22 protein-coding genes are annotated in these 24278 nt (G+C 63.7%); 10 read left to right on the plus strand and 12 right to left on the minus strand.

Going from position 1 to position 24278, the window contains the following annotated elements; genetic code table 11:
* Positions 1–23 precede the first annotated feature (23 nt).
* Positions 24–1322: an ergothioneine biosynthesis protein EgtB gene (gene egtB / locus ACVIIW_RS32305; protein WP_456704400.1), complete on the plus strand. Its 1299-nt coding sequence runs from the start codon at positions 24–26 to the stop codon at positions 1320–1322.
* A 50-nt stretch (positions 1323–1372) separates the two neighbouring features.
* On the plus strand, positions 1373–2344 hold the full coding sequence (gene egtD / locus ACVIIW_RS32310; RefSeq protein ID WP_456704401.1) for an L-histidine N(alpha)-methyltransferase: 972 nt from the start codon (positions 1373–1375) through the stop codon (positions 2342–2344).
* A gap of 12 nt (positions 2345–2356) precedes the next feature.
* Here the strand turns inward: egtD and ACVIIW_RS32315 are convergent, their stop codons facing one another.
* A complete protein-coding gene (locus tag ACVIIW_RS32315; protein WP_456704402.1) occupies positions 2357–3550 on the minus strand; it encodes a low temperature requirement protein A in 1194 nt (397 codons plus the stop codon).
* Between the two features lie 39 nt (positions 3551–3589).
* Positions 3590–3826 carry a BolA family protein gene (locus ACVIIW_RS32320; protein ID WP_092228036.1) on the minus strand — a complete coding sequence of 79 codons (237 nt, stop codon included), beginning with the start codon at positions 3824–3826 and terminating at the stop codon, positions 3590–3592.
* A 195-nt stretch (positions 3827–4021) separates the two neighbouring features.
* Here ACVIIW_RS32320 and ACVIIW_RS32325 point away from each other — a divergent pair, with 195 nt between their 5' ends.
* On the plus strand, positions 4022–4381 hold the full coding sequence (locus ACVIIW_RS32325) for a DUF427 domain-containing protein (protein WP_456704403.1): 360 nt from the start codon (positions 4022–4024) through the stop codon (positions 4379–4381).
* A gap of 70 nt (positions 4382–4451) precedes the next feature.
* Here ACVIIW_RS32325 and ACVIIW_RS32330 read toward each other — a convergent pair whose 3' ends face one another.
* Positions 4452–4625, minus strand: coding sequence for a DUF1328 domain-containing protein (locus ACVIIW_RS32330; RefSeq protein WP_092228199.1), 174 nt, complete (start codon positions 4623–4625; stop codon positions 4452–4454).
* A 184-nt stretch (positions 4626–4809) separates the two neighbouring features.
* Here ACVIIW_RS32330 and ACVIIW_RS32335 point away from each other — a divergent pair, with 184 nt between their 5' ends.
* Positions 4810–6000 carry an acyltransferase family protein gene (locus ACVIIW_RS32335; RefSeq protein WP_456704404.1) on the plus strand — a complete coding sequence of 397 codons (1191 nt, stop codon included), beginning with the start codon at positions 4810–4812 and terminating at the stop codon, positions 5998–6000.
* Between the two features lie 13 nt (positions 6001–6013).
* Here the strand turns inward: ACVIIW_RS32335 and purL are convergent, their stop codons facing one another.
* A complete protein-coding gene (purL, locus tag ACVIIW_RS32340; protein WP_456704405.1) occupies positions 6014–8224 on the minus strand; it encodes a phosphoribosylformylglycinamidine synthase subunit PurL in 2211 nt (736 codons plus the stop codon).
* Positions 8225–8408: 184 nt separating this feature from the next.
* Here purL and ACVIIW_RS32345 point away from each other — a divergent pair, with 184 nt between their 5' ends.
* The gene (locus ACVIIW_RS32345; protein WP_456704406.1) at positions 8409–8870 is read left to right on the plus strand and encodes a PaaI family thioesterase; all 462 of its coding nucleotides are present in this window, start codon (positions 8409–8411) and stop codon (positions 8868–8870) included.
* Positions 8871–8896: 26 nt separating this feature from the next.
* Here the strand turns inward: ACVIIW_RS32345 and purQ are convergent, their stop codons facing one another.
* The 3 genes from purQ to purC are packed head-to-tail and all read right to left on the minus strand — an operon-like array spanning position 8897 to position 10618.
* Positions 8897–9598 carry a phosphoribosylformylglycinamidine synthase subunit PurQ gene (gene purQ / locus ACVIIW_RS32350; protein ID WP_092228040.1) on the minus strand — a complete coding sequence of 234 codons (702 nt, stop codon included), beginning with the start codon at positions 9596–9598 and terminating at the stop codon, positions 8897–8899.
* Positions 9598–9837, minus strand: a complete 240-nt coding sequence (gene purS, locus ACVIIW_RS32355) for a phosphoribosylformylglycinamidine synthase subunit PurS (RefSeq protein WP_456704407.1) — start codon at positions 9835–9837, stop codon at positions 9598–9600. Before purS ends, purQ begins: the two co-directional genes overlap by 1 nt.
* A 13-nt stretch (positions 9838–9850) precedes the next feature.
* On the minus strand, positions 9851–10618 hold the full coding sequence (purC, locus tag ACVIIW_RS32360; protein WP_172782948.1) for a phosphoribosylaminoimidazolesuccinocarboxamide synthase: 768 nt from the start codon (positions 10616–10618) through the stop codon (positions 9851–9853).
* A gap of 330 nt (positions 10619–10948) precedes the next feature.
* On the opposite strand from purC, the gene ACVIIW_RS32365 reads away from it, so the two are divergent.
* Positions 10949–11272: a DUF1476 domain-containing protein gene (locus ACVIIW_RS32365; RefSeq protein ID WP_456704408.1), complete on the plus strand. Its 324-nt coding sequence runs from the start codon at positions 10949–10951 to the stop codon at positions 11270–11272.
* 83 nt (positions 11273–11355) lie between these two features.
* Positions 11356–12786 (plus strand): adenylosuccinate lyase, encoded by a 1431-nt coding sequence (gene purB / locus ACVIIW_RS32370; protein WP_456704409.1) that lies wholly within the window; start codon positions 11356–11358, stop codon positions 12784–12786.
* A 54-nt stretch (positions 12787–12840) separates the two neighbouring features.
* Here the strand turns inward: purB and cynS are convergent, their stop codons facing one another.
* The 3 genes from cynS to ACVIIW_RS32385 form a co-directional block, all read right to left on the minus strand.
* Positions 12841–13332 carry a cyanase gene (cynS, locus tag ACVIIW_RS32375; protein ID WP_456704410.1) on the minus strand — a complete coding sequence of 164 codons (492 nt, stop codon included), beginning with the start codon at positions 13330–13332 and terminating at the stop codon, positions 12841–12843.
* Between the two features lie 148 nt (positions 13333–13480).
* On the minus strand, positions 13481–15103 hold the full coding sequence (locus ACVIIW_RS32380; protein ID WP_456704411.1) for a tetratricopeptide repeat protein: 1623 nt from the start codon (positions 15101–15103) through the stop codon (positions 13481–13483).
* 150 nt (positions 15104–15253) lie between these two features.
* Entirely contained in the window at positions 15254–16453 is a 1200-nt protein-coding gene (locus tag ACVIIW_RS32385) for a TrmJ/YjtD family RNA methyltransferase (RefSeq protein WP_456704412.1), read from the minus strand.
* 301 nt (positions 16454–16754) lie between these two features.
* Here ACVIIW_RS32385 and ACVIIW_RS32390 point away from each other — a divergent pair, with 301 nt between their 5' ends.
* The 3 genes from ACVIIW_RS32390 to ACVIIW_RS32400 all read left to right on the plus strand — a co-directional run bounded on the left by ACVIIW_RS32390 (position 16755) and on the right by ACVIIW_RS32400 (position 20418).
* The gene (locus tag ACVIIW_RS32390; protein WP_456704413.1) at positions 16755–18482 is read left to right on the plus strand and encodes an alpha/beta fold hydrolase; all 1728 of its coding nucleotides are present in this window, start codon (positions 16755–16757) and stop codon (positions 18480–18482) included.
* 120 nt (positions 18483–18602) lie between these two features.
* Complete coding sequence (locus ACVIIW_RS32395; protein WP_456704414.1) at positions 18603–19817, plus strand: NADP-dependent isocitrate dehydrogenase; 1215 nt, start codon at positions 18603–18605, stop codon at positions 19815–19817.
* A gap of 142 nt (positions 19818–19959) precedes the next feature.
* Positions 19960–20418: a DUF3455 domain-containing protein gene (locus ACVIIW_RS32400; RefSeq protein ID WP_456704415.1), complete on the plus strand. Its 459-nt coding sequence runs from the start codon at positions 19960–19962 to the stop codon at positions 20416–20418.
* Here the strand turns inward: ACVIIW_RS32400 and ACVIIW_RS32405 are convergent.
* Positions 20415–21371 carry an IS481 family transposase gene (locus tag ACVIIW_RS32405; RefSeq protein ID WP_456704416.1) on the minus strand — a complete coding sequence of 319 codons (957 nt, stop codon included), beginning with the start codon at positions 21369–21371 and terminating at the stop codon, positions 20415–20417. The two genes, ACVIIW_RS32400 and ACVIIW_RS32405, sit on opposite strands and share 4 nt — an antisense overlap.
* A 107-nt stretch (positions 21372–21478) precedes the next feature.
* Positions 21479–24157: an alanine--tRNA ligase gene (gene alaS / locus ACVIIW_RS32410; protein ID WP_456704417.1), complete on the minus strand. Its 2679-nt coding sequence runs from the start codon at positions 24155–24157 to the stop codon at positions 21479–21481.
* Between the last annotated feature and the right edge of the window lie 121 nt (positions 24158–24278).

The following is a 24278-nucleotide window of genomic DNA, read 5'->3' on the forward strand; positions in this document are numbered from 1 at the left end:
CCCATTTAGGACGAACCTGGGTTTTGGAACCTGGTATCGCCAACAACGTTCTCTTGTCCTGTCTGGAGAAAAACGTGACGAAACAAGCCTCCGCACCGGCCAGTCCGCCGCTTTCGTCACAATCGGCCGCTTCTGTTGGCCTCGCCGAGAGGCTGGAGAGCGCTTTTCTCGCCGTCCGCAACGAGACCGAACGCCGGGCCGCACCGCTCTCGCCGGAGGACCAGCAGATCCAGTCGATGCCGGATGCCAGTCCCGTCAAATGGCATCGGGCCCACACCACCTGGTTCTGGGAGCAGTTTCTGCTCGGCGAGCATGCCCCGGGCTACCGGTCGTTTCACCCTGATTTCGCGTTCCTGTTCAATTCCTATTACGTCAGCGCGGGGCCGCGCCATGCCCGCAATCATCGCGGCGACATCACCCGGCCCAGCGCCACCGAGGTCGGCGCCTATCGCAGCTATGTCGATGCCGCCGTCGTCAAATTCTTCCGGGAGGCCGGCGAGGACAAGCTCCGCGCCGTCGCGCCGCTGGTCGAGGTCGGGCTGAACCACGAGCAGCAGCATCAGGAATTGATGTTCACGGACATCCTGCACGCCTTCGCGCAGAACCCGGTCTATCCGGCCTACGACAAGGAGTGGCGCTTTCCGTCCGCAACGCGCGCCGGGGACGACTGGCTGACGCTCAACGAAGGCATCCACACCGTCGGCCATGTCGACGACAGCTTCCATTTCGACAACGAGAAGCCCGCACATCGCGCGCTCGTCGGCCCCGTCAAGATCGCGCGCAATCTCGTCACCAACGGCGAATGGCTCGCCTTCATGCGCGACGGCGGCTACCAGCGTGCGACGCTGTGGCTGATGGACGGTTTCGCCGCCGCAACCAAGGAAGACTGGCAAGCCCCGGGCCATTGGCGCGAGGCCGACGGCGGATGGCAGGTGATGACGCTCGCCGGCCTCAAGCCGGTCGATCCAGACGCGCCCGTCTGCCACGTCAGCTATTACGAGGCCGACGCGTTCGCGCGCTGGGCGGGAAAGCATCTGCCGACCGAGATGGAATGGGAGGTCGCGGGACGCGCCGGCCAGCTCAATGACCCCTTCGGCATCGTCTGGCAGTGGACCCGCAGTTCGTATTCACCCTACCCGGGCTATCGCGCCGTCGAAGGCGCGCTCGGCGAGTACAACGGCAAGTTCATGGTCAATCAGCTGGTGCTGCGCGGTTCCTCGCTGGCGACGCCTGATGGTCACAGCCGCGTCACCTATCGCAACTTCTTCTATCCGCACCACCGCTGGCAATTCACGGGGTTGCGGCTCGCTGACTACGACTAGTTCTCATCCGACGACAAATGCGCGCCGGACAGCGCGTTCAGGAGAGTATCATGAATGTGCACGCCAGCGCTTTGGCCGAAGCCCATCTCCCCGACGAGCAGACCACCGCCTTCGCCCGTGAGGCCATCGAGGACCTCTCCCAGCAGCCGAAAAAGCTGTCGCCGAAATATTTCTATGACGCGACCGGATCGGAGCTGTTCGAGGCGATCACGCGCCTGCCGGAATATTATCCGACGCGCACCGAGCTTGCGATCCTGAGGGAGCGCGGCAGCGAGATCGCAAAGATCATTCCCGAGAATGCCGCACTCGTCGAGTTCGGCGCCGGCGCAACGACGAAAGTCCGCCTGCTGCTGAACCAGTCCAAATTCGCGGCCTATGTCCCCGTCGATATCTCCGGCGACTTCCTGAAGGCGCAGGCCAACGGGCTCAAGCGCGATTTCCCCTCGCTGGGCATCTATCCGGTGGCCGCCGACTTCACCACGCCGTTCGAGCTGCCGAAGGCAGTCGCGTCGATGCCGAAGGTCGGCTTCTTCCCGGGCTCGACCATCGGCAATTTCGAGCCGCATGAAGCGCAGGCATTCCTGAAGAGCGCCCGCCAGATCCTGGGCAAGGGCGCGCAGATGATCATCGGCGCCGACCTCGAGAAAGAGGAGCGCCTGCTCCACGCTGCCTATAACGATGCGGCCGGTGTCACCGCACGCTTCAACCTCAATGTTCTCGTGCGGATCAACCGTGAGCTCGGCGGCAATTTCGACCTCTCCGCCTTCACCCACCGCGCGATCTACAATCACGACCGGCACCGCATCGAGATGCACCTGATCAGCCGGAAGAGCCAGACCGTGCGTCTGCTCGGCACCAGCTTCTCGTTCCGGCCCGGCGAGAGCATCCACACCGAAAACAGCTACAAATACAGCCTCGAACGCTTCGCCGCGCTGGCGCAAGGCGCCGGCTGGCGGGTGCGCGAGAGCTGGACGGATGCAGCGAAGATGTTTTCGGTGCACGCGCTGGAGGCGGCGGAGTAAGGCTCCGGCGCCTTAATGCCTGTCAGCCTCGTCCGGCTGCGACCCGAGCGACACGGATTCCCACACCGCGACGACGATCATGATCACGCTGGTCGCCACCGTCAGCCACAGCGGCGAGAGATCGGCGGCGAACCACCACAGCGCCAGCAGCAGGATGATGCCGATGCCGTGGGACAGCTGGAGAAAGCCGCGGATCGAGTGCTTGAACAGGATGGTACCGACCAGGAACACCAGGGGACCACCGATCGTGCTGACGATGGTTCGGACGTCGGAATGACCCGAGGGGTGCTTCAGCACCAATTCGTCCGAGACCGCGGTCAGGATGATGCCGGCGACGATCGGCATGTGCAGATAAGTGTAGGCGAGCCGCGCCAGCCGGCCGGATTCGGCTGATTTCGAGATCCGCTCGGAGCCGGCCTCTGCGCCTTTGTCGAAATAGACCCACCACATCGCGATGCTGCCGACCAGCGCGGCGATGAAGGCCAGAATGTTCTCCGCGGTCCAGTCGAGTTCAGCAAAGGTCGCGCCGTTGACGACGACGGCCTCACCGAGCGCGATGATGATGAAGCCGGCGCAGCGCTCGGCCATGTGGCCGCCCTCGACGGCCCAGGCCTCGACCGAGGAGAAGCCGAGCTTCGGCACCCAAAAGCGCACGGCGGGCGAGACATATTCAATCGCGAGCGCCGCGATCCAGAACCACAGCCTCTCCTCTCCATGCGCCAAGCCGCCGAGGATCCAAAGCACCGCGGAGCCGCAGAGCCAGACCAGGATGCGGAGCGCGTTGTGCCGCACGGCGGTGCGATGGCGCGGCGTTGCGAACAGCCAGAACGCGGTGCGTCCGACCTGCATGACCGCATAGGCGATCGCAAACCACAGGCCACGACCGTCAAACGCGCTCGGGATGGTCGTCGACAGCACAAGGCCGCCGAGCATCATCAGGAAGATCAGGATGCGGACCGGCGTCAGCTCGGGATTGAGCCAGTTCGTGACCCAGGCGGTGTAGACCCACACCCACCACACGGCCAGGAACAGCAGCGTGACCTCGATCGCGCCGAGCGGCGTGAACTGGTGCAGCAGGGTGTGCGAAACTTGCGTAACGGCGAAGACGAAGACGAGGTCGAAGAACAGCTCGGCATTGGTGACGCGGCTGGGCTGGTTCGGCACGATCACGCGAAACATCGCGCCGCGCGGATTGTCCGCAGCCATCAGCGTCCCCGTCGCGCGATCAGGTCAGGTGCAATCCGTTCAAGGGCTTGGCACCCCGGTTTGCAGCGCCAGCGCATGCAGCACGCCCCCCATCTGGCCCTGCAGGGACCGGTAGACGATCTGGTGCTGCTGGACGCGGGACTTGCCGCGGAAGGATTCCGAAATCACTGTCGCGGCATAGTGGTCGCCGTCGCCGGCTAGGTCACGGATGGTCACCTCGGCATCGGGGATCGCTGCCTTGATCATCGCCTCGATATCGTGGGCGTCCATGGGCATTCGGGTCTTGCTCCTGTGTCGTCGGCTCACAGCCTCGGCGTCGAATCGCTTGCCGGGGTCCCCTCGCCGGCAGCGCCAAACTTAGCGTGAACGGCCTTCTACGTCACGCCTTGCGGCACTATATCCCTGATCCCGTCAGGATAAAGCCACGACAAAGTGCCGCGCGCGGCGGATCGATCGAAAAGGCGTGACATCATGAAGCTTCCAGGCCCCGACCACCCGATCACGATCACCCGAAACCCCCGTCGCGTGCGCGTCACGGCGGGCGATCTCGTGATTGCCGAGAGCGCCAAGGCGCTGACACTGAAGGAGGCCAGATATCCGGCGGTGCAATATCTGCCGCGGGAGGATGCCAACATGGCGCTGCTGGAGCGTACCGACCGCACCACCCATTGCCCCTACAAGGGCGACGCCAGCTATTACAGCATCAAGGTCGACGGCAAGACGCTCGACAACGCGATCTGGAGCTACGAGACACCCTTCCCCGCGATGACGGAGATATCAGGCCATCTCGCCTTCTACCCGGACAAGGTGAAGATCGAGGAAGTGGGGTAGGCTCGCGCTGCAGCGCCACAGTCATGGCCGGGCGCCGTCCCGGCCAACCACCTTCATGGCTGCTTGCGCCCTACGCCCTGAAGATCGTGAGCCCGAGGATCAGTAACACCAGGAAGATCACGACGAAGACATAGAACAGGAAACGGGCGACATCGGCCGAAGCCGCCGAGATGCCCGTGAAGCCGAGCACACCGGCCACGATCGAGATCAGCAGGAAAATCAGCGCCCATTTCAAGATCGTCATCGCCCGCTCCGCAGCATTGGCCACCGCCATCGGCGGCCTCTTACCCGTTTCGGAACGGTAACCGCGTCGCTCGGAACGGGTTCCTAGGGTCACGACAGAAGGTTGTCCCGGCACAAACTACGCTTGCTGAATCGGGTTCCCGGCGGCACAGTCCGGCCGGTACGGAAGCGCAATCGGGGCGACCATGATGACGATGTCACAGACCGCGGTACTCGGCGCCGAGGCGCAAGCCGAACCGAAGGCCAAGGCGCGCAATTTGTCGCTCGACCGCGCCCGCACCTTCCTGACGCTGGTGGTGCTGTTGCATCACGCCGTGATTCCCTACACCTATTTCGGCCATACCGACCCGAAGTTCTTCTTCGGCTTCGACATGATCGTGCTCGCCACCGACAGCTTCTTCATGGCGATGTTCTTTTTCCTGTCGGGCTTGTTTGCGTGGTCAGGCATCGCCCGCAAGGGCGCACGAACCTATTTGGCGGATCGCCTGCTGCGGCTTGGCCTGCCGTTCGTGATCTGCGCATTCACGATCATTCCGCTCGCCTATTACGCCATCTCGCTCCGGCACAACCCCGAGATCGGTTTCTCGGAATACTGGTGGAACATGGTCACGAAGGGCCCGTGGCCCAGCGGGCCGATCTGGTTTCTCTGGGTTCTGCTCGCCTTCGATGTAGTCGCCTGCATCCTGCATCGACTATCGCCCAACCTGCTCGATCCCATCAATCGCCTTTCGCTGCACGGTCGGCGCCGGCCCGCAGCGTTCTTCGCGGTCATGCTTGCCGTCACTGCAGCCTTCTATGTTCCCGGGCTGATGTATTTCGGGCCAAGCAGCTGGTTCGAGTTCGGACCGTTCTCGGTTCAGCACGGCCGCGTGCTGCTCTATGCGAGCTACTTCTTTTTCGGGGCCGGCGTCGGCGTCGCGAATATGGATCGCGGGTTGCTCGCGCCCGACGGCCGGATGGCGAAGGTCAGCTGGGATTGGACGGTCTTGGCGATCGTTCCGTATTGCCTGCTCTGGGTGCTGATCTACATCAAGCGCGAAATACTGGGCAATCCGTCACCGCTGCCGAACTGGTATGAGGGGCTCTATGCGCTCTGCTTCGCCGTCTTCAGCGTGGCCATCATGTTTCTGATCCTGGCCTTTTTCCAGAGGTTCAGACAATCGGGCTCGGCCAAGCTCCTCGATCCGATGCAGGCGGACGCCTTTGGCATGTTTCTGGTGCACTACCCGATCGCGCTTTGGCTGCAATACTGGCTGTTCGACTATGAGCTGCCGGCGATTATCAAGGCGACGATTGGATTCGTGCTGACGGTCGCGTTCAGCTGGGCGCTGACGCGGGCCTTGCGCCAGATCCCCGGGGCAAAGAAGGTCCTGTGAGTGTGAAGGCGGCTCAGGCCGCCTTCCCACCCATATATTCCGGCAGAAAGCGCTCGTGCGATGTCCGCAGGCGCTCGATCGTAACCGGCGTCTCGCCCGCAATCGCGATGGCATCGCCGCCGGTGGTGCCGATCCGCACGCAGGGCACCTCGCAGCCGCGCATCTTGGCGAGCACGCGGCCGGCTTCGATTTCCGGCACGGTGACGAGATAGCGCGCCTGGTCCTCGCCGAACCAATAGGCCTGCGAGACGAGCGAGGTCGGCGCCGCAAGCAGCTTTGCGCCGATGCCGCTCGCGATCGCCATTTCGGCGAGTGCGATCAGGAGACCGCCGTCGGAGAGGTCGTGCACCGCGGTCGCGGTGCCCGCATGGATCATGCCGCGCACGCAATCGCCGTTGCGCTTCTCGGCGGCGAGATCGACCGGCGGCGGCGCGCCCTCCTCGCGACCGCAGATGTCGCGCAAGTAGACGGACTGACCGAGCCAGCCATGGGTCTCGCCGACCAGGAGGATCGCTTCGCCCTCCGCCTTGAAGGCGAGCGACGCCGATTTGGGGAAGTCGTCGAGCAGACCGACGCCGCCGATCGACGGTGTCGGCAGGATCGCGCGGCCATTGGTCTCGTTGTAGAGCGAGACGTTGCCCGAGACGACCGGGAAATCGAGCGTGCGGCAGGCTTCCGAGATGCCCTTCAGGCAGCCCACGAACTGGCCCATGATCTCAGGGCGCTCAGGATTGCCGAAGTTGAGATTGTCGGTGATCGCGAGCGGCTTGCCGCCGACCGCGGTGATGTTGCGCCAGGCTTCCGCGACCGCCTGCTTGCCACCTTCAAACGGATCGGCCTCGCAATAACGCGGCGTGACGTCGACGGTCAGCGCCAGGCCCTTCGGCCCGTCCTGCACGCGCACGACGGCGGCGTCGCCGCCGGGGCGCTGCATGGTGTTGCCGAGAATGACGTGGTCGTACTGCTCCCAGACCCAGCGCTTGCTGCACATGTCGGGCGTTCCGATCAGCTTCTCCAGGGCAGCGCCGAGCGCCATCGGCGCCGGCACCTCGCGCGCATGCACGATCGGCAACGCAGCAGACGGGACATGCGGACGGTCATAAAGCGGCGCTTCGTCGCCGAGCTCCTTGATCGGCAGATCGGCCATGACGTCGCCGCCATGCTTGACCACGAAACGCTTGCTCGGCGTGGTGTAGCCGACCACGGCGAAGTCGAGGCCCCACTTCTTGAAGATCGCCTCGGCTTCCTTTTCCTTCTCGGGTTTGAGCACCATGAGCATGCGCTCCTGGCTCTCCGAGAGCATCATCTCATAGGCGCTCATGCCGGGCTCGCGGGTCGGCACCGCGTCGAGATCGAGATCGACGCCGAGGTCGCCCTTGGCGCCCATTTCCACTGCAGAGCAGGTCAGACCCGCCGCGCCCATGTCCTGGATCGCGATGACGCAACCCTTCTCCATGATCTCGAGGCAGGCCTCTAACAGCAGCTTTTCGGCGAAGGGATCGCCGACCTGCACGGTGGGGCGCTTCTCCTCGGATTTGTCGTCGAACTCGGCCGACGCCATCGAGGCGCCGTGGATGCCGTCGCGGCCCGTCTTGGAGCCGAGATAGACGATCGGCATGTTCACGCCGGAGGCCGCCGCATAGAAGATCTTGTCGGCATCGGCGAGGCCCACCGCCATGGCGTTGACCAGGATGTTGCCGTCATAGCGGGTGTGGAAGCGCACCTGGCCGCCGACCGTCGGCACGCCGAAGGAATTGCCGTAGCCGCCGACACCTGCGACGACGCCGGAGACCAGATGGCGCGTCCTGGCATGCTCGGGCGCACCGAAGCTCAGCGCGTTCAGGCAGGCGATCGGGCGCGCGCCCATGGTGAACACGTCGCGCAGGATGCCGCCAACGCCTGTCGTTGCACCCTGATAGGGCTCGATGTAGCTCGGGTGGTTGTGGCTCTCCATCTTGAAGACCACGGCCTGGCCGTCGCCGATGTCGATGACGCCGGCGTTCTCGCCCGGTCCCTGGATCACCCAGGGCGCCTTGGTCGGCAGGCCCTTGAGATGGATGCGCGAGGATTTGTACGAGCAGTGCTCGTTCCACATCGCCGAGAAGATGCCGAGTTCGGTAAAGGTCGGCTCCCGCCCGATCAGCTTCAGGATGCGCTCATATTCGTCGGGCTTGAGCCCGTGGGCGGCAACCAGTTCGGGGGTGATCTTGGGTTCGTTCTTCATGGATTTTGGGCTTTCGGCGGCGTTTGGCCGTTCTTAGGAACATCGGGGGCTCTCGAAAAGCCCTTTATGGCGCATTTTCCCGCTGTCCCACGTTTTGCAAGCGGGGTCGGCGGCGATCCGGAATTGCAAGGCGCTGACGGATCGGATTTAAGGGCCAAAGACCCGCAATTGAAGGCCTATTTCCTTGCACGAACTGACCAAAGCCCCGCCGCCCCGTCGTCCCGACCTCCACATCGCCACCGAGGGGGAATTTGAGGGCTGGCGGACCTGGATTCGCGACAGTTTTGAATCCCATGTCGGCCCCTTCTGGCATCGGATCGAGCCCGACGGCAGCGTCCGCTGCGCCTTCCGGGTCGAGAAAAAGCACCTCAACGGCTCCGGCAACGTCCATGGCGGCTGCTATATGGCGTTCGCGGACTACTCCCTGTTCGCGATCGCCACCCATGTCCTGGATAGCAGGGCCGTGACGACCAATTTTGCCTGCGAATTCCTCGATGCGGCCCGGGAGGGCGAGCTGATCGAATGCACCGGCGAAGTCAGCCGCGCCGGCGGTTCGCTGATCTTCCTGCGCGGCAAGATGATGTCAGGCGCGCGGCAATTGTTCACGTTTTCGGGCACGATCAAGCGGGTGAAGCGGAAGGCCTGAGGCCGCCGCATAGCTTCAACGCGAGATCACGCCGCCTTTTCCAGATGCGCGGTGAGGCCGGCGAACAGGCCGCGGCCGTCGGTGCAGCCCATGATGTCTTCGACGTGGTTCTCGGGATGCGGCATCATGCCGAGCACGTTGCCCTTGTCGTTGACGAGGCCGGCGATCGAATGCGCCGCGCCGTTGATGTTGTGGCTTTCATCAACCAGCCCGTCCGCAGAGCAGTAGCGATAGAGCACCCGCCCCTCGCCCTCGATGCGCTTGATGGTCTCTTCATCCGCCTCGTAATTGCCTTCGCCATGGGCCACCGGCACGCGGATCACCTGACCGGCATTGTAGCCGCGGGTGAACGGCGTATCGGAACGCTCGACGCGCAGATGCACGTCCTTGCAGATGAATTTCAGCCGCGCATTGCGCATCAAGACGCCCGGCAGCAGGCCGGATTCGCAGAGAATCTGGAAACCGTTGCAGACGCCGAGCACGAGGCCGCCCTTGGCCGCATAGTCGCGCACCGCGTCCATCACAGGCGCCCGCGCCGCGATCGCGCCACAGCGCAGATAATCGCCATAGGAGAAGCCGCCCGGCACCACCACGAGGTCGGTGCCCGCAGGCAGCGACGTCTCGGCGTGCCACACCATCGCAGGCTCGTGGCCCGAGATCAGCTTCAACGCCCGCGCCATGTCGCGCTCGCGATTGATTCCGGGAAAGACGAGGATGGCGGCTTTCATCAGAGCAGCTCGACCCGATAGTTCTCGATCACGGTGTTGGCGAGCAGCTTGTCCGCGGCATCCTTCAGCGCGGCTTCGGCCTTGGCCCTATCGGCGCCGGCGAGCTCGATGTCGAACACCTTGCCCTGCCGCACGCTGGCGACGCCATCGACGCCGAGCGATTTCAGCGCGCCTTCGATGGCCTTGCCCTGCGGATCGAGGATCCCCGTCTTCAGGGTAACGGTAACACGTGCCTTCACGTCGAAATCCTCTTCAGCTCTTCACCAGCACGGGACCCGTGCCCTGCGGTCGCTCGTTCTCCATGAGGATGCCGAGGCGCTTTGCGACTTCCGTGTAAGCCTCGAGCAGGCCTCCAAGGTCACGGCGGAAACGATCTTTGTCGAGCTTCTCGTTCGACTTGATATCCCACAGACGGCAGCTGTCCGGCGAGATCTCGTCAGCGACGATGATGCGCATCATCTCGTTCTCGAACAGGCGGCCGCACTCCATCTTGAAGTCGACGAGGCGGATGCCGATGCCGAGGAAAAGGCCGGTGAGGAAATCGTTGACGCGGATGGCCAGCGCCATGATGTCGTCGATCTCCTGGGGCGTGGCCCAGCCGAAGGCGGTGATGTGCTCTTCCGACACCATGGGGTCGTTGAGCTGGTCGTTCTTGTAATAGAACTCGATGATCGAACGGGGCAGCTGCGTGCCCTCCTCGATGCCAAGGCGCTGCGACAGCGAGCCGGCGGCAACGTTCCGCACCACCACTTCGAGCGGCACGATCTCGACCTCGCGAATCAACTGCTCGCGCATGTTGAGACGGCGGATGAAATGGGTCGGCACCCCGATGTCGTTGAGGTGCTGAAACAGGTACTCCGAGATGCGATTGTTGAGGACACCCTTGCCCTCGATCACCTGATGCTTCTTCGCATTGAACGCGGTGGCGTCGTCCTTGAAGTGCTGGATCAGGGTACCGGGCTCCGGACCTTCGTAAAGAACCTTTGCCTTGCCTTCATAAATGCGACGCCGACGGCTCATTGGGATGTACCGTGTTTTGTTGAAATCCATGTATTTGGTGTGCTCCGGTTACCAGGTTACGACCCACAGCGGAGCTGCCGTGAACGGCCTGGAACCCATCAAATTTCCAAAGAAAACCAAAGGAAACAGAACGGGAACCGAGCCTTCAGGCAACCTATCCGATTGGCTGTCCCAGCACAATCGATCCGGCCCTTCCGACGCTGACTTATACCGCCTTGCCTGCGGCTTTACGGCTCGTTGTTTCGCCGATCCTGCCCTCTATCTAGGCATGCGTGGGGGCCCTTGCAACGAGGGCCACCACGGCCAGAGACCGAAGGACTCGGAAGACGCATGAGCGAATTCGACAAGCGCGAAGAAGGCTTTGAGAAGAAATTTGCCCTCGATGAGGAGCAGAAATTCAGGGCGGAGGCTCGCCGCAACCGGCTGCTGGGGCTGTGGGCGGCCGAAAAGCTCGGAATCACGGGCGATGCCGCCGCCGCCTACGCCAGGGAGGTGGTCGCGGCCGATTTCGATGAGGCCGGCAGCGGCGGCGTCCTGCGCAAGCTCGTGGCCGATTTCGCTGCTGGGAATGTGGCCCTCACCGAGCAGGCGATTCGGAGCAAGATGAGCGAGCTGATGGCGGTCGCGGCTGCGGAGGTGAAGGCCGGGAAGTAAGCTTCACAGCGGGCGGCGGATGGCCACGCGCCGCCCGCCCTCTCGGGCTTGCAGCCGGCTCCTGGCAATGCCAAATGGGCGGCATGTCACAGGATCACATCTCTAACGTCCTCGCCCAACGCTACGCCTCGCCCGCGATGCGCGCCATCTGGAGTGGCGAGGGCAAGGTTCGCCTCGAACGCGACTATTGGATCGCCGTGCTGAAAGGCCAGCGCGATCTCGGTATTCCGGTGCCCAATGGCGTGATCGAAGCTTACGAGCGCGTGAAGGACCAGGTCGACCTCGACTCCATCATGCGGCGCGAGCGCATCACCCGGCACGACGTCAAGGCTCGAATCGAGGAGTTCTGCGATCTCGCCGGTCACGAGCACCTGCACAAGGGCATGACCAGCCGCGACCTCACCGAGAACGTGGAGCAGCTCCAGGTCTACCGCGGTCTGCAGCTGATCGAAACCAAGAGCATCGCCGCGCTCATTCGCTTCGCCAAACACGCCAAGCAATTGCGCGACATGCCGTTCACGGCGCGCACGCACAACGTCGCTGCGCAGGTCACGACGCTCGGCAAGCGCATCGCCATGTTCGGCGAGGAGATGCTGGTGTCGCATCAGAGCCTGGTTGGCGTGCTCGACACCTACCCGGCCCGCGGCCTGAAGGGCGCGGTCGGCACAAGGCTGGACCAGATCACGTTGTTCAACGGCGATGCCGGCAAGGCGCGCGCGCTCGAAAAGCAGATCCTCAAGCACCTCGGCCTGCCCCAAAGCTTCGATGCGGTCGGCCAGGTGTATCCGCGCAGTCTCGACTTCCGCGCCGTCAGCGTGCTCACGGAGCTCGCCAGCGGGCCCGGCAATTTCGCCAAGACGTTGCGCCTGATGGCAGGCCATGAGCTCGCCAGCGAAGGTTTCGCCAAGGGCCAGGTCGGCTCGTCCGCGATGCCGCACAAGATGAACAGCCGCTCATGCGAACGCATCAACGGCCTGCATGTCGTGTTGAAAGGCTATCTCGCGATGGCCGCGGGCCTTGCCGGCGACCAGTGGAACGAAGGCGACGTCTCCTGCTCGGTCGTTCGCCGCGTCATGCTGCCCGATGCCTTCCTTGCCATGGACGGTCTGCTCGAGACGTTACTCTCGGTGCTCGACCAGATGGAAATCTTCGATGCCGTCGTCGCGACCGAGCTGAATCGGTATCTGCCCTTCCTGCTCACCACCACCGTCATGATGGAGGCGGTGAAGAAGGGCGCTGGCCGCGAAGGCGCGCATGAGGCGATCAAGGAGCACGCGGTCGCGGCCATCCGCGACCTGCGCACCGGCAAGATCGTGCAGAACGACCTGCTCAAACGCCTCGCCGCCGATCAGCGTCTCGGCCTCAGCGAAGCCGAACTCAGCCAAGTGCTCGAGCACGGCCGTGCCAATTCAGGTGATGCCGGCGCTCAGGTCGACTACTTCGCCGAGCAGGTCGATGCGCTGGCGAAGGCGAAGCCCGAGGCGGCCAAGTACACGCCCGGCGCGATCCTTTGAGGCGAATGGGGAGTAGCGAATGGAAAGCAGATTCCATTCGCTACCCGCACTTCGCTATTCGCCCTCTTTGAAGCCGTACTCCGGCACATTGCCGCTGGCGCCGTAATATTTGTAGGGCAGGAATTTGCCGGACATCGTGATCTTGACGCGGTCGCCCTTCGGGTTGGCGACGCGCTCGATGCCCATGTCGAAGTCGATCGCCGACATGATGCCGTCGCCGAATTCCTCCTCGATCAGCGCCTTCCAGGCCGGACCATTCACCATCACCATCTCGTAGAAGCGGTAGATCAGCGGATCGGTCGGCGGCATCGGCGTGCCGGTGCCACGCATCGGCACCTCGTTGAGCATCGCAGTCTCGGCCTTGGTCAGGCCGAACAGCTCGGCAGCGTTGGCGGCTTGTGGTTTTGTGAGTTTCATCTGGCCCATGATCGCGCCAACGATCAGCACCTCGGAATAGCCGCCGATCTTTTCGCAGATATGTTTCCAGCTCCAGCCCTTCTCACGCTTGATGTCGAGCAGCTTCTCGGTGAGGTCGTCGCGTTTCATGTCAGGTCTCCCCTTGGGCAGGCATTGTGGGCCTTGCCGCCTTGGGAGGCACGAAACGTGCCAATAAATGAGGCTTAGAGGGCTTCACGCCGGCCCCCATCTCGAACAAGTCGCCTTGCTCACCCTGTGAGACCTTGCCTGATTGCACTCACCGGCTCGCTCGCAGCGCGGCAAGCTCAACGTCGGCAGCCGGCTTCTCGATAAAGGTCTTCGGACAATCGGCTGCAGCCTGTTCGAACAGCTTCAACGCCCCGTCCCTGGAGCCGCGCTGCAGAGCTAATTCGGCACTATAGAAATTGGCTTCGCAGACCTGCCCTTTTTTCTTCCTGGGGTCGGCGTCGTCGGCAGCGTCGAGCACTTGCTCCGGCGTCATCGTACCGAGAAAGAGATTGACGATCGGCGCGGGCCATTTCGTCGCGTCGAGCTGCCTGGCAGCCTCGCTCAGCTGGCTCGGTTGGTCACTGCGCTTTGCAACGATTTCGCGCCATAGGATGGCATAGGCATACTTTGGATTGAGCTGCGTCGCCTGATCGAAGTCGGCCAGCGATTTTGCGAATGACGCAATCTGCCAATAGAGTCTTCCGCGGTGGAAATAGGCGCGGGCATCCTTGGGATCGATTTGCACCAGCTGATCGTAGTCCGCAAGCGAGCGATCGAAGTCCTTTTTGGCCTTGTACGCGTTGGCACGGAGCCCGAGTGCATCCTTGTCCTTGGTACTAAGGCGGATCACTTCATCGTAGTCTGCGATCGCACGGTCGAGGTCGCCTTTCGCCTGGTAGGCCGCTCCCCGAGCGCGGAGCAGAGGGCCGTCTCCCGAAGCAAGTGCCAATGAGTCACCACCGACGGACGGGGAAATGGGCTCACTGTCCTGACCTTGAACCTGAGCCTGCCGATCGCCTCGGTTTTCCTGCTCCTGATGTGCCAGCTGGATCGCCTGGTCGTAATCGGCAATGGCGTGATCGTAGTCGCCCTTTTGAGCATAGGCGACGCCGCGGCAGCCGTAGACAAATCGGCTTCGGGGGTTCAGCTCGATGATCCGGTCATAGTCGGCGATAGCGCGTTCGAATTCGCCCAGTTGAGAAAACGACGCAGCTCGGAAGTAGTAGAAATACTCCTTTCTTGGCTTGATCGGCATCGTTTGATCGAGCGTGGCCAATGCGCGCCCTCTGTCGCCCTTGGCGAAGTAAACCCGGCCGCGGCACAATTGGCCGCCACCGGTTTCCGGGCTGATCTCGGCTGCTCGGTCACAGTCGGCCATGGCCCGATCCAAATCGCCCTTGCGGAGATAGGCGAGGCCTCGGTCGACATGGACGATGACATTGTCGGGATGGACCAGAAGGGCTTGATCGAGATCAGCGATGGCGCGCTCAAGATCTCCTTTTGATTGATAGATTCGGGCACGCCCGAGACGGGCGTATACGGACTTGGGATCGAGCTCGACGACTTTGTCGTAGTCCGCAAGCGCAGCGTCGGTTTCGCGCCTCTCGCTATGCGCAAAGGCTCGCTGAAGACGGGCGTCCAAATTGCCTGGATCGTGCTCGATGATCCGATCGTAATCCGCGATCGCAAGGCCGGGCTCACCTTTTTGACGGTAAAGCATGGCGCGGCGAAAATGCGTCATGATAACGCTTTGCTGCATAGCAGTTGCCGCCTGAATCAAGGCGGTACAGCCCGCGATGCGGTCATCGAGCGCAATGCTGACGGGCGTGTAGCACTTGGCGTTCAAAGGCATTTCGGCGCGAGCGCCTGATATGCCGAACACGATCGTCATCGCCAACGCGCTTCCGCCTGCTGCCGCGCCAATGAGTGCACGGCCCGTCACTCCAAACATGCAGTCCCCAACCGGATTTCCGGGCACTGTCATAGCAACCAATCAAGCCTCTGCACAGCCCATGGTTGCGAAAACCGCGATGCGCTTGGGCTAGGTCGTCTGCTCCATCATCCCCTGCAGCCGCACCAGCTCCGCCTCGAGAGCGCGCTCCACATCCACGGCGCGAATATCGACCACCCGGTAATCCCGCGCTTCCAGCCAGGCCCGCCGCGAGGCGCGGTCGGCCGCGATGGTGTCGCCCTCGCCCGGATTGACCAGTTCGATCGCGATCCGGTGCGGGAATGAGACGAAGTCAGGGATGTGGCGGCCGACCGGGGTCTGGCGCTTGAACTGACCTGCGAAGCGGCGGTCGCGCGTGAGTGCCTGCCACAGCAGGCGCTCGGCATCGGTCGGGTTGCGGCGGAGCAGGCGGGCCAGCCCACGCACCGTTGAGCCGCTGTCGGGCACGCCGCCGCCCTGCCCGTGCTCGGCCAAGAGCGCGCGCAGGCGCGTCGCCTGTTCGCCGTCGAGCACGCCGCCTTTGGCCGGGCCCTTGCGTCCCTCGGCGATCGCCATCACCACCCCGTGGAGCGTGTGCATGTCCTGCTTGGTCGGCTCCATCCGGCTGAAGATATTGCGCAGGTTGACGAGCATGGTGTCGCGCTTCTCCGCCGGGCGCAAGAATTCGACCCGGTCGAGCTCGCGGATGAGATTGTCGAAGAAGGCCTGCATCTGGTGCTGCGAGGCGCGCTCGGAACGTTCCGGCATGGCATGGGGAAGCGCGCCCGCCGTCGCCCGCTTGAACCATTCATAGCCGACCAGCAGCACCGCCTGGGCCAGGTTGAGCGAGGCAAAGCCCGGATTGACCGGGAAGGTGATGATGCGGTTGGAAAGCCCGACCTCCTCGTTGGTCAGGCCCCAGCGCTCGCGGCCGAACAGGATGCCGGCCTTTCCGCCAGTCGCAACATGCCCGGAGATCTCGGCGGCCGCGGCTTCCGGCCCGACCACAGGCTTGGCCTGGTCGTGGGGGCGTGCGGTGGTGGCGAACAGCAAATCGAGATCGGCGACCGCCTGCTCGACCGTGTCGAACAGTTCGACCTTTTCCAGAATGTGGTCGGCGCCGGCGGCGGCGCGCTGTGCCGCGATGTTGGGCCAGCCGTCGCGCGGGTTGACGATGCGCAAGGCGCTCAGGGCAAAGTTGCCCATGGCGCGTGCGGCCATGCCGATGTTTTCGCCGAGCTGCGGCTCGACCAGGATCACGATGGGACCGTCGAGGGCGAGCCCAACCTTGGTCTTGTCGGTGCCGGACATCTCATTCCACTTTCTGCTTCAGCTTTCGTCTCGTTCCGCTTCGGAAAGACCCCGAACCTCCGTCTGAAGACGCTGATCCAAAGCTTCATCCGCGGCCACCCGCCCGCCTTCCGTGCGGCGCAATTTCTTGAGCGGAGATAACAGGGTTAGCGGCGTTTGCGAAACTGCAATCGCACCTCAATTGGGGACGGTTTCACCGCCCGGCTTGCGCGCGCTTTGCTTTCGGATAAGGCTATCAAGCACAACCAAAGCGAAGCCGAAAGGGCCTGAGCTGAAGCAACAATTGAGTGGGGGGATGGTGATGCTGAGCCGATGGAAATTGGCGCTTCTGGGGTTGGTCTTGATCGCAGTGGGCGGTTTCATCGCCCATCTGACCCAGACCTCGGGCGGCATCCGGATCCAGGATGTCAGGTTCAAGGGCGCCAAGGGCAACACCATGAGCGCCCTGCTCTACATCCCCGCCAATGCCACTGCGCAGACCCCGGCACCCGGCATCCTCGCCGTCCACGGCTACATCAATTCGCGCGAGACGCAGGACGGCTTCGCCATCGAATTCGCCCGCCGCGGCTATGTCGTGCTGGCACTGGACCAGACCGGCCACGGCTACAGCGACCCGCCCGCCTTCGCCAACGGCTTCGGCGGCCCTGACGGCCTCGCCTATCTGCGCAGCCTCGAGATGGTGGACAAGGCCAATATCGGCCTCGAGGGTCACTCGATGGGCGGCTGGACAGTCCTGGCCGCAGCCACCGCGATGCCCGACGGCTACAAGTCGATGGTGCTGGAGGGCTCCTCCACCGGCAAGCCATTCGCGGCCGACGGCACACCGAACTGGCCGCGCAATGCGGCGCTGGTGTTTGCCCAGTATGAGGAATTCTCCACCCTGGTGTGGGGCGTCGATGTTGGCCGCGATGTCACCAAGAGCCCGAAGCTGTGGGCGATGTTCGGCACGCAGGGGCCGGTCGAGCCGGGCAAGGTCTATGGCGACCCGGCGGCCGGCACCGCCCGCGTGCTCTACACCCCCGCGATGACGCACCCGGCGGAGCACATCTCGCATGAAGCGATCGGATACAGCCTCGACTGGTTCGCTAGGACGTTGCAAGGCGGTACGCCCCGGCCGGCCGACGACCAGATCTGGTTCCGGAAAGAACTCGGCACGCTCATTGCGTTCGTCGGCTTTGTCGTGCTGTTGATCGGCACTTTCGATGGCCTGCTGGAGGCGCCGATGTTCTCTCGTCTGCGCCTGCCCGCTGTCCCCGACGGCACCATGCCGCCCCATCACGCCGCCACCGGCAGGCGCTGGACCGCCGCGTTCATCCTGTCCGCGTTCATCCCGGCACTGACCTACTACCCGGCCTTCGCTTTGGGCGGCAGCTTCGTGACGCCGTCAGCGTTCCTGCCGCAGGGCATCACCAACCAGATCATGGTTTGGGCCATCATCAACGGGCTGATCACGCTGGCGCTGATGGGCTTGGCCCCGAAGCGCAAGGGCCGGGCCGGTCTGCTTGGCCAGTCACTCGCGATTGCGGTCGCCTCGGTCGCAGTGGGCTATGCCGCGCTCTGGCTTGCCGACCTCGCCTTCAAGATCGACTTCCGCTTCTGGATCGTCGCGCTGAAGTTGATGAACCCGAAGCAGGTTCTGATCTTCCTGATCTATTTGATTCCATTCACGGCGTTTTTCGTGGTGGCGCTGCACGTGCTGCACCGGAATTTCTCGACCATGGAGGCGCCGCGGCTCGCACTCTATCTGACCAACATCCTGGCGCTGACGTTGGGCTTCGTCGTGCTGCTGGTCCTGCAATACGGCACGCTTTGGCTGACGGGAAAGCTGTTCAACCCGCTGCCCGACCCCGGTTTCGTGCCGCTCTCGACCATCGTCGCGATCCAGTTCGTGCCGCTGCTCGCCATCGTCGCCGTGATCGCCACCTTCACCTGGCGACGGACCGGATCGAGCCTGCCCGGCGCCCTGATCTCAGGCCTGTTCGTAACCTGGTACATCGTGGCCGGCACGGCCACCCAGGCTGCCTTCTAGAGGGGCTGATCCCGGCGAAAAGATGGGCTGAAACTGCATAACCGCTCCGCTTTCGCCCGCCCCCGCGCGGTGCTATAGCGCGGGAGATTTCCACCAGTTCCCAAGAAGGCTTCTCCGATCATGGCAAAAATCAAGGTATCCAATCCCGTCGTCGAGCTCGATGGCGACGAGATGACCCGGATCATCTGGCAGTACATCAAGGACAAGCTGATCAACCCCTTCCTGGATGTCGAGCTGCTGTATTTCGACCTGGGCATGGAGTACCGCGACCACACCAACGATCAGGTGACCATCGACGCCGCCGAGGCGATCAAGAAGGTCGGCGTCGGCGTGAAGTGCGCCACCATCACCCCCGACGAGGCGCGGGTGAAGGAGTTCAACCTCAAGCAGATGTGGAAGTCGCCGAACGGCACCATCCGCAACATCCTCGGCGGCGTGATCTTCCGCGAGCCGATCATCTGCAAGAACGTGCCGCGCCTGGTTCCCGGCTGGACCAAGCCGATCATCATCGGCCGCCATGCCTATGGCGACCAGTACCGCGCCACCGACATCAAGTTCCCGGGCAAGGGCACCCTCTCGCTGAAGTTCGTCGGCGAGGACGGCACCGTGATCGAGAAGGAAGTGTTCAAGGCTCCCGGCGCCGGCGTCGCCATGGAGATGTACAATCTCGACGACTCCATCATCGACTTCGCCCGCGCCTCCTTCAACTACGGCCTCTTGCGCGGCTATCCGGTCTACCTGTCGACCAAGAACACGATTCTGAAGGTCTATGACGGCCGCTTCAAGGACATCTTCCAGGAGATCTTCGACAAGGAGTTCAAGAAGGAGTTCGACGCCAAGGGCCTGACCTACGAACACCGGCTGATCGACGACATGGTCGCCTCGGCGCTGAAATGGTCCGGCGGCTATGTCTGGGCCTGCAAGAACTACGACGGCGACGTGCAGTCCGACACCGTCGCGCAGGGCTACGGCTCGCTCGGCCTGATGACCTCGGTGCTGCTCACCCCTGACGGCAAGACCGTCGAAGCGGAAGCTGCCCACGGCACGGTGACCCGTCACTACCGCGAGCACCAGAAGGGCAAGGAGACCTCGACCAACTCGATCGCGTCGATCTTCGCCTGGACCCGCGGCCTGTCGCACCGCGCCAAGCTCGACAACAATCCCGAGCTCGCGAAGTTCGCGACCACGCTGGAGAAGGTCTGCGTCGACACCGTCGAGCAAGGCTACATGACCAAGGACCTCGCACTGCTGGTCGGCGCCGATCAGCGCTGGCTCTCGACCACCGGCTTCCTCGACAAGGTCGCTGACAACCTTGTGAAGGCGCTGGCGGCGTAAGCCGTCCGGATTTCACCCGCCTGGGCTAGACATCATCACGGGCCGCGTCTTTCAGCGCGGCCCGTATTTTCTGAGAGCTCCCTTGCGGAGATCCGACCATGTCCACCAAGCTTGCCGTCCCCTGCCTCTGCTTCTCGCGGCCGTGACTGCGCCAGCGGGGGCGGCCGGGACGCTTCCCGACGCCATCGCCGCACCGGGCCAGAACGTCGTGCTCAGCGTCCACGCCGAGGGCGCGCAGATTTATGAGTGCAAGGCCGGCGCCGACGGCAAGCTCGCCTGGGCGTTCCGCGAGCCGATCGCGACGCTGCTCGCCGAGGGCAAGACGATCGGCCGCCACTATGCCGGGCCGAACTGGCAGCACGCCGACGGCAGCGCCGTCGCCGGCAAGGTCGCAGGCAGCGCGCCGGGCGCCACGCCGGCCGATATCCCCTGGCTGAAGCTGGAGGTCACCGCCCATCGCGGTAGTGGCGTGCTGACGCCGGTCACCACGGTTCAGCGCATCAACACCCATGGCGGCAAGCTCGACGGCGCTTGCGACAAGGCCGGCGAGTTCAAAAGCGCGCCCTACTCGGCCGAATATGTGTTCCTGAAGCAGGGCTAGATGTGGAGCCTCAAGAGGTTGACCTCAGTCAGACCGAGGCGGCTGATCGGGGTTTGTGACTTTATACCACCATGAGGCCGGTGCCAGTTGTATCGATGCAGCCAGATCGGCAGCTCTTGGGCGCGGCGATTGGAGGTTGGATAGGCTTTGGCATAAGCCCATTCCCGTAGTGCGGTTTGGATGAAGCGCTCTGCCTTGCCATTCGTTCTCGGCGTGTAGGGTTTGGTGCGGATGTGCTTGATGCCCAGGTCGCGGCACGCCTCGCCGAAGGCGTGAGATCGGTAGCAACCGCCATTGTCGGTCATGACGCGCGTGACGGTGACCCCAAGGCCTCCATAATAAGCCACAGCCGCCTTGAGAAAAGACACCGCGCTGTCCACCGTCTCGTCCGGTTTGATCTCCGAGAAAGCGACGCGGGAATGGTCGTCAATGCAGACGTGGACGAACTCCCAGCCGACGCCTCGGCTCCTGTTTGGACCACTTGAATCGCCGGTGATGCGATGACCAACCCGCTCGAAACGCCCGAGCTTTTTGATGTCGATGTGAATGATCTCGCCTGGAGACTCACGCTCATAACGGCGCTCCGGCTCGGCCGGTTCAAGATCGCGGATCCGGTTCAAGCCCAAACGACGAAGCACTCGGCTGACCGTGGCTGGCGACACCTTGACCTCGATTGCGATTTGCTGGCCGGTGTGGCGCTGCCGGCGCAAGGCCTCGATAGCCGTGCATGTGGCCGCAGGAGTTTGGCTCGGCGATGAGTGCGGCCTTGAGGGGCGGTCACGCAACCCCTCCACACCGTCCTCACGGAACCGCTGGACCCATTTGGCAACGGTCTTGGGCGTCGTGTTGAACTGGAAGGCCGCGTCAGCCTGGCTCAGCCCACCCTCGACTACGCTTCGCACCATCGCCTCTCGACCTTTGGGCGTCAAAGGCGCATTCTTGTGGACGTTCATCTGGTCTCTCCTTGGAACACTGAAGCTTCGCAACCTCAGCTTCCTCGGTTCAGACCAGATGGACAACCTCTTGAGAGACCACAGCTAGAGCAACGCGACGCAGACGCCTAAGCGCCCGCCATCGCTTTTTCGATCGCCGCCAGCGCCTCGGTCGCCTTGGCGCCGTCGGGGCCACCGGCCTGGGCCATGTCGGGCCGGCCGCCGCCGCCCCTGCCGCCGAGCGCTTCGGAGGCGACGCGCACCAAATTCACGGCGTTGAAGCGCGCGGTGAGGTCGACGGTGACGCCGACCACGACACCGGCCTTGCCGTCCTCGGTGACGCCGACGATGGCGACCACGCCGGAGCCGATCTGCTTCTTGGCCTCGTCGGCGAGGCTCTTGAGATCCTTCATCTCGATGCCCTCGACCGCGCGCGCCATCAGCTTGACGCCGCCGACCTCGCGCACGCCGGAAGCCGCGCCGCCGCCGCTTGCTGCGCCGCCACCCATCGCGAGCTTCTTGCGGGCGTCGGACAGCTCGCGCTCGAGCTTCTTGCGTTCCTCCATCAGCGCGGTGATGCGCGCCGGAACGTCGTCGACCGAGGTGCGCAGCTCGCTTGCTGCGGTCTTCGCCAGCGCCATGGTCTCATTGGCATGCTTGCGGGCGTAGTTGCCGGTCAGCGCCTCGATGCGGCGCACGCCTGACGCCACCGCGCTCTCGCCGGTCAGCGTGATCAGGCCGATATCGCCGGTGCGCCGCACATGCGTGCCGCCGCAGAGCTCGACCGACCAGCCGAGCGCATTGGCGCCGCGCTCGCGCGCGGTCTTGCCCATCGAGACGACGCGAACCTCGTCGCCGTACTTCTCGCCGAACAGCGCGCGCGCGCCGGCCTCGCGAGCCTCGTCGACGCCCATCACGCGGGTCGTGACCTCGTCATTCTCCAGCACCACGTCGTTGGCGATGTCCTCGACGCGAGCAAGCTCCTCCGCCGTGATCGGCTTCGGATGCACGAAGTCGAAACGCAGCCGGTCCGGCGCCACCATCGAGCCGCGCTGGGCGATGTGATCGCCGAGCACCTGGCGCAGCGCCTCATGGATGAGATGCGTCGCCGAGTGATGCGCGCGGATCGACGAGCGCCTGGAATGATCAACCTCGAGCTGCAGCGCGGTGCCGACCTTAAGCTCGCCGCTCTCGACCGTGCCGACATGAACGAAGAAATCGCCGAGCTTCTTCTGCGTGTCGGTGACGCGGAATTTGATCCCGCTCTCGCCCGTCAGCACGCCGGTGTCGCCGACCTGGCCGCCCGACTCCGCATAGAACGGCGTCTGGTTGAGCACGATCGCGCCGGTGTCGCCGGCCTTGAGGTGGGCGACTTCCTTGCCGTCCCTGACCAGCGCCGAGACCACGCCTTCAGCGCTCTCGGTCTCGTAGCCCAAAAATTCCGTCGCCCCGAGCTTCTCGCGCAGCGGAAACCAGATCGCCTCGCTCGCCGCCTCGCCCGATCCCTTCCAGGACTCGCGCGCCTTGGCCTTCTGCCGCTCCATCGCGTCGGTGAACGCAGACTGGTCGACGCCAATGCCGCGCGACTTCAGCGCGTCCTGCGTCAGGTCCAGCGGGAAGCCGTAGGTGTCGTACAGCGTGAAGGCGACATCGCCGTCGAACATGTCGCCCTTCTTCAACGACGCGCTCTTCTCGTCGAGGATGGCAAGGCCCCGCGACAGCGTCTTGCGGAAGCGGGTCTCTTCCAGCCGCAGCGTTTCCTCGATCAGGTTTTCCGCGCGCATCAGATCAGGATAGGCCTGGCCCATCTCGCGGACCAGCGCCCAGACCAGCCGATGCATCAGCGGCTCCTTGGCGCCCAGCAGCTGCGCATGGCGCATGGCGCGGCGCATGATCCGGCGCAGCACATAGCCGCGGCCCTCGTTCGAGGGCAGCACGCCATCCGCGACCAGGAAGGCCGACGAGCGCAGATGGTCGGCGATGACGCGGAACGAGGCGACGGTCTGCTCGTTCGGCCCGCTGCCGAGCGCGGACGCGGCCGCATCGATCAAATGACGGAACAGATCGGTCTCGAACACGCTGTCGACGCCCTGCATGATGCAGGCCATACGCTCGAGGCCCATACCGGTGTCGATCGAGGGACGCGGCAGATCCACGCGCTCCTCCTTCGTCACCTGTTCGTATTGCATGAACACGAGATTCCAGAATTCGAGGAAGCGGTCGCCGTCCTCCTCAGGCGAACCCGGAGGGCCGCCCCAGATGTGGTCGCCGCGGTCGATGAAGATCTCCGAGCACGGACCGCAGGGGCCGGTGTCGCCCATCGCCCAGAAATTGTCCGAGGTCGGGATGCGGATGATGCGGTCGTCGGAAAAGCCGGCGATCTTCTTCCACAGCCCGTGCGCCTCGTCGTCGGTGTGGTAGACGGTGACGAGCAGCTTGTCCTTGTCGAGCCCGAAATCCTTCGTGATCAGCTTCCAGGCCAGCTCGATCGCGCGCTCCTTGAAATAGTCGCCGAAGGAGAAATTGCCGAGCATCTCGAAGAAGGTGAGATGGCGCGCGGTGTAGCCGACATTGTCGAGGTCGTTGTGCTTGCCCCCGGCGCGCACGCATTTCTGCGACGTGGTGGCGCGCTGATAGGGCCGCTTCTCGACGCCGGTGAAGACGTTCTTGAACTGCACCATGCCGGCATTGGTGAACATCAACGTCGGATCGTTGCGCGGCACCAATGGCGAGGACGACACGATCTCGTGCCCGTTCTCGGCAAAGAAGTTCAGAAAGGTCGACCTGATCTCGTTGACGCCGCTCATGTTCATCCAATCGGGTGTGCTTGGACCCGCTTATCCCTGATCCAAACCTGGCGATTTGGGCGGATATCTGCGGGCCAAAGCGCTTTTAGACAAGGCCAGCTTCCCTGTCCAGAAACTGTGC

The organism is Bradyrhizobium sp. USDA 4449, from assembly GCF_054056275.1.